This window comes from Aquiflexum sp. (assembly GCF_041749095.1).
GTDB lineage: Bacteria > Bacteroidota > Bacteroidia > Cytophagales > Cyclobacteriaceae > Aquiflexum.
On sequence record NZ_JBGTCA010000281.1, the window covers coordinates 1 to 4147 of the forward strand.

Here is a 4147-nt window from a genome sequence, read left to right on the forward strand (position 1 = left end):
CAATCGACGCAATTAAAATGGTGGGGCATCGAGCCCCATCATTTTAAAGCCAAACAAAAGCTTCAGAATCCAGATGTAATCTATGCAATATACAAAGTGCACAGTTACCAAAAATGGTCAGTGAATTTCAGGCATCGTCACCTCCAGTACCTGCACTCATAACTACCCACTCCGGAATGGGAAAACGTTCAAATTCCATCTGCTCAAACAAACTACAAGCGATATTATTATTACCCCTCCAATCAGTAGCCCGTTCAGCATTGGTAAACTGATCCATATAATGACCATTGAGCGAAGTAGCTAAGCGTTGAGATTCAGCATAGATCAGATCACTCGTTTCTACAAAGTGACATTTTCCACCATAAAACTCTATTTGCTGGATTTTTTTAGATGCAGTATTTTTGGGCATTACTGCGATAAAGGGCAGTCCAAGCAAGCGGGCAAAATATGCCTCGGATACCGCAGTACTGCCCGAAGAGGATTCGATAATCGTAGTGCCTTCCGTGATCCAAGCATTGGTAAGCCCATATAAAAACAAGGAACGGGCCAACCGGTGTTTCAGGCTACCGGTAGGATGGGTACTTTCATCCTTAAGGTAAAAGTCTATATTTTTATATCCATCAAGATTAAATTTAATCAGATGGGTATCAGAAGAACGCTGATAATCAGCCTTAATAGTTTCGATAGCCTTATTAGTCCATGCTCTGCTCATAAAAAAAATTTTATCAAAGTTAAGAAACTGATTTTAAAATTAACTTTTGGATTAGAGTAACTTATATTATATTAATCCTTACTTATCAAAATTATTCGCCAAAGAACATATCATAAATTTTTAACAACAACCTCCCTCTCCTTGCATGGGAGGACATTTTACTGTTCCATAGCTGCAATACACACAACAATCCCCAGGTTTGGGTTTGAAAATTTGATGACAGTTTACGCATTCAAAAAAATATTGACAGACATCAGTGGGCATAGTCTCTTTTGACTGATAGCCGCAATTCGGGCAGGTAAGTATGGATTGAATGATGGTTCTCATTTACGTAGAATTTCAAGTTCTAAATTTTTAACTTGGTGAAAATAAAAATTTATCGCTAAAACAACCTTATTGAACTGATATGTATCTCTTAAAATCAATTTCCATTTTTATACTGGCCGGTTTTTGCGAAATCGGTGGTGGTTACCTGATTTGGCTTTGGCTTAAGGAAGACAAACCCTTATGGTTTGGATTGTTGGGAGGGCTGATCCTTGCGATGTACGGAGTGGTAGCTACCTTGCAGACACAAGATTTTGCCCGAGTCTATGCAACCTATGGGGGCATTTTCATAATAATGTCCATGTTTTGGGCCATGAAATTCGATGGCTTCTCCCCCGACAAGTTTGATATCATTGGAGGATTGGTGGCATTATTGGGAGTATTTATCATATATTATGTGCCAAGATCCTAATTGAATAAATTATTCCTTCCTTCTAATGTCACCACTTACCGAAATTTATATTCAATTGAAGCCCAATAATCATCCACAGCTTTTACTGGTTTTCCTACTTTTCACTTCATTTATATTTCAGTCATGCTTTTCGCCATATAATAAAAATACTGCTGAAGATTGGCTGATTGATGGAAAATTTAGGAAAGCGGAAGTGATGATCACGAATGACAGGGAAATCACCATCAGCAATGGTCTGGTAAAGCGGGCTTTCTTTTTGGGACCTAATATCGCTTGTTTTGATTTTACCAACCTGATGACCGATACACAGTTGCTAAGGACCCTCATGCCTGAGGCGATAGTTACTTTGGATGGAAAAACCTACCGTGTCGGAGGGCTTTATGGACAAAAAGAAAGGGCATATTTCAAAAAAGAATGGTTGGAGGAAATGGAAGCTTCAGAAGAGGATTTCCAATATGAAGCCATGACAGTCACAGAAATTACACCACATTTTCCAACTCAAATGAACTTCTGGACAAGCCATAAAAAGGAAGCAACTGGAAAAAAAGTGACCTTTCAGTATTCCCATCCCGCTTTTACAGGACTTATACTGAAAATCCATTATGAGATTTTTGATGACTTACCTCTAATTGCCAAATACCTCACAATGGAAAATTTAACAAACCGATCCATAGAAATCAATCAGATTGTCAATGAGGTTTTGGGATTGGTGGAAGAAGAATCCGCAGTGGAAGGAAATACAGAAAAGATGAAAAAACCACATCAACTTTACATTGAAAACAATTTCGCTTTCAACAATGCCATGCACGCTGAACTCAGCAATCAGGCCACCCATTGGAAACCTGATCCTGCTTATACCTCACAAGTGAATTACAATTTACTTACCCCAAGCATCATGGAAGCCTATCCGGAAGAAGGTATTGATATCAAATTACAACCAGGGGAAAATTTTAAATCCATCAGGACTTATGAATTGGTATTGGACAGCTATGATAGGGAAAGGAATGGACTGGCAAGGAGGAAGATGTACCGCGCCATAGCTCCTTGGGTTTTGCAGAATCCCATCTTTATGCATTTGGTGAGCAAAAATGATGAGGAAGTCCGAACTGCCATTGACCAATGCGTGGATACAGGCTATGAAGCATTGATCCTGAGTTTTGGTAGCCATATCAATATGGAAGACAACTCAGAAGCCAACATCCAAAGATGGAAAGCATTGGCGGATTATGCCCATGAAAGAGATGTAAAAATCGGGGGGTATTCATTGTTCAGTTCCCGAAGCATCAGTCCCGAACATGATGTCATCAGCAGAATTACTGGTAATCCCGGAGGTGCCTTTTTCGGCAATGCACCCTGTTTGGCCAGTCAATGGGGTTTGGATTATCTGGATAAACTCAAATATTTCTTCGAAAAAACCGGCTTTGATATTTTTGAAAATGACGGTCCCTTTCCGGGAGATGTCTGTGCTTCGACCTCACATCCCGGACATCAAGGGCTTCACGATTCCCAATGGATTCAATTCCAGTTACAAAAAGAACTGTATCATTGGATGAATGCCCAAGGGATTTATATCAATGCTCCTGATTGGTATTTTTTGGATGGCACCCATAAAATAGGACTTGGCTATAGAGAAGTGAATTTTTCTCTGCCAAGAGCACAACAAAAAATCCTCAACAGACAAAATATCTATGATGGCACTTGGGAAAAAACACCTTCCATGGGTTGGGGATTCGTACCACTTACTGCCTATCATGGAGGAGGCGAGGATGCAGTCTTGGAACCATTGAGTGAACATTTGGAAGATTACAGGCAATTGATGATGCAATATTATGGTGCCGGAGTACAAGCCTGTTATCGGGGACCAAGATTATACGATACCGAGGAAACCAAAGCAACGGTCATCGAAGTGATCGATTGGTACAAAAAATACCGGGAAATCTTAAATGCGGATATTATCCGGTTAAGAAGGGCAGATGGGAGGGATTGGGACGGTTGGATGCATGTGGATCCTGGAGGAAATGAAAAGGCCTTGGTCATGCTTTTCAATCCAACACAGGAAGACATGGAAAAAGAACTTGAATTACCGCTATATTACACAGGGCTTCAAAATAAAGTCAAAGTCAGTATTGAGGGAAAAAAGTCAAAAAAATATCAATTGAGCCATAACCAAGACTTATTAATTAAAATCAATATTCCTGCTGATGGCTACACCTGGATGGTCTTAGAAAATTGATCAATAATAACAAATCCCTCCATGAAACTACATAAGTATAAATGCTTTATAATCTCTTGTTTATGTCGAACTAAATGTTAAAATTTAATCAGTGATCAAGTTAATGAATTTTTATGTTTACAGCAGAACAATTAACCACCATAAAAACCAGGAAAGAGCTGGTAGCAGTTGCGAAGGCAAACAAAATCAAACTCAAAAAAAGATTGGCAAGGGCTGCTTATGAGGAGGAATTGAAACTGTTACAAACAGAACTCGCCTTTCTTTTGCAACATATTGAAAAAAAACAACTGAGGGTTGCTGTGATCTTTGAAGGAAGGGATGCGGCCGGTAAAGGAGGATCAATCAAACGCTTTGTAGAACATCTCAACCCCCATACTTCCGGAGTTGTAGCTTTGACAAAACCCACAGACATCGAGCGGGGACAATGGTATTTTCAACGATACATTGAGGAACTTCCCAACAGGGG

4 protein-coding genes and 1 pseudogene are annotated in these 4147 nt (G+C 39.6%); 3 read left to right on the top strand and 2 right to left on the bottom strand.

Going from position 1 to position 4147, the window contains the following annotated elements:
* Positions 1-127: 127 nt before the first annotated feature.
* The gene (locus tag ACEW8O_RS13115) at positions 128-712 is read right to left on the bottom strand and encodes a pyridoxal-phosphate dependent enzyme (protein WP_373495077.1); all 585 of its coding nucleotides are present in this window, start codon (positions 710-712) and stop codon (positions 128-130) included.
* 120 nt (positions 713-832) lie between these two features.
* Positions 833-1039 carry a GDCCVxC domain-containing (seleno)protein gene (locus ACEW8O_RS13120; protein WP_373495078.1) on the bottom strand — a complete coding sequence of 69 codons (207 nt, stop codon included), beginning with the start codon at positions 1037-1039 and terminating at the stop codon, positions 833-835.
* 79 nt (positions 1040-1118) lie between these two features.
* Between ACEW8O_RS13120 and ACEW8O_RS13125 the strand changes: the two genes are divergently transcribed.
* The 3 genes and pseudogenes from ACEW8O_RS13125 to ACEW8O_RS13135 form a co-directional block, all read left to right on the top strand.
* Complete coding sequence (locus tag ACEW8O_RS13125; RefSeq protein ID WP_373495079.1) at positions 1119-1448, top strand: YnfA family protein; 330 nt, start codon at positions 1119-1121, stop codon at positions 1446-1448.
* Between the two features lie 25 nt (positions 1449-1473).
* Positions 1474-3681 (top strand): alpha-galactosidase, encoded by a 2208-nt coding sequence (locus tag ACEW8O_RS13130; RefSeq protein ID WP_373495080.1) that lies wholly within the window; start codon positions 1474-1476, stop codon positions 3679-3681.
* Between the two features lie 113 nt (positions 3682-3794).
* A pseudogene (locus ACEW8O_RS13135) lies at positions 3795-4147 on the top strand (polyphosphate kinase 2); the annotation flags it as partial.